The sequence below is a fragment of the Flavobacterium sp. CG_9.10 genome (assembly GCF_015752245.1).
In the GTDB taxonomy this organism is placed as follows: domain Bacteria; phylum Bacteroidota; class Bacteroidia; order Flavobacteriales; family Flavobacteriaceae; genus Flavobacterium.
Genome location: NZ_JADOVD010000037.1, coordinates 1 through 1,453, shown reverse-complemented (window position 1 = coordinate 1,453; position 1,453 = coordinate 1). Strand labels below are relative to the sequence as shown.

Here is a 1,453-nt window from a genome sequence, read left to right as displayed (position 1 = left end):
CATTGTTGTCCGATAAAAAATCACGGAACGTTTATTTTTCTATTTATTTTGGCACTTCACGAGGTTTTAGCCTGCTTTAGCTTGTTTTTGAGTACTGTCTTGAGAATTTGATAAATGAAAAAATATAATTTTTAGTTTCATTTATCGAATTTTATCCCGTAGCCAAATAATCATCAAACAAACCTAATTGAACATCGTCGTCCCCGTCGAGTTTCCATTGTTTTTCGGGACTTTCTAAAAATTTAGTTAGATGAATATAGTTGAATAAATGAATTCTACAAAAACTTACTAAATTTGAAAAAGACCATTGTCTCTTTAGACTTTTCTTTATAACTCCTAATAAGAGATTTACTATTAAGACGCAATAAATTTGAATTTTAATAGCATTTTCATTGTCTCCTAAGAAATATTTTAGCGGGAAATTTTGCTTGATTTGTTTGAATAACAATTCTATTTGCCACCTTATTTTATAAAGTGCCGCTATTGTGTCTGCTCTAAATTCAAACAAATTACTAATAAACTCAAAGCTTCTTTTGTGTTCTCTGTCATAGTATTTTATTTTTCTTAATTTCAATTTGGTTTTACCACTTTCATTATTTACTCCAACCTCAATAATTTCGTCTGATAAAACACCGCTGTGAATGTTCCCTGGAATGTCATTCTTTTGGGTTACTTCGTACTTTGCATTGTCTTTTATTCGAGTTACAAAACCTGTATTTTGTTCGGAAAAATGTGCAAAAGCCTTATAATCAATGTATCCTTTATCGAATATATAAACAGTATGTTCATCGCATTTTAGCTTTTCTAAAAACTGATGGTCGTGAGTTGTTGCAGGTGTAAACCAAACTAAATTGGGAACTTTTTCATCGGCATTTATCACAGTATGCGACTTGATTCCGCCCTTGCTTTTTCCGTCAGCAGACTTTCTTCCAACACACTTTAAGATGTCTTTAAACAGGCTTATTGTGGTGCTGTCAACAATTTTAATCTTTTTCCCTAAGGCTATCTCAATTCGACTGTCCGATAAAACAAAGCTATGTTTCTCGAGCAGATTGTTATAAATTTCTTGAAAAAATTCTACTTTTCTACCCTTGTTTGCGTCTGCCAAAGTACTCTTTTTGGGAAGATGATTAATTCGAACTGTTTCCTCTTTACCTGATAAACCTACCATTCCCCCAGAAACCTCACGCAATGAATTACACTTTTCTAAACAGCAAAAAACCATACTAAACAAATGATCCTTGCATTTGAAATGTTTGACATACCTATCTGAATCATACTTTTTAACTGCTTTGCTAATCATCGAATCATCTATTAAAGAAATCAGCTGTCCGAAAACAGATTTACTCGAAAAATACTTATTTTTACCCATCGTTATTTGAATTTTGCAACTCTAAATTACGATTATTTTAAGAAGCCATTAATTTGGCTTCTTTTTTATCGGACAACAATG

Annotated in this window: 1 protein-coding gene; it reads right to left on the bottom strand. The window is 31.9% G+C overall.

Going from position 1 to position 1,453, the window contains the following annotated elements; translation table 11 throughout:
• Positions 1-151 precede the first annotated feature (151 nt).
• Positions 152-1,372 (bottom strand): IS4 family transposase, encoded by a 1,221-nt coding sequence (locus tag IWX84_RS15300; protein ID WP_196851623.1) that lies wholly within the window; start codon positions 1,370-1,372, stop codon positions 152-154.
• Positions 1,373-1,453 lie beyond the last annotated feature (81 nt).

Bases quoted from the DNA above. Each gene is read 5' to 3' on its own strand.
- IWX84_RS15300 (WP_196851623.1), bottom strand. From the start codon at position 1,372: ATGGGTAAAAATAAGTATTTTTCGAGTAAATCTGTTTTCGGACAGCTG.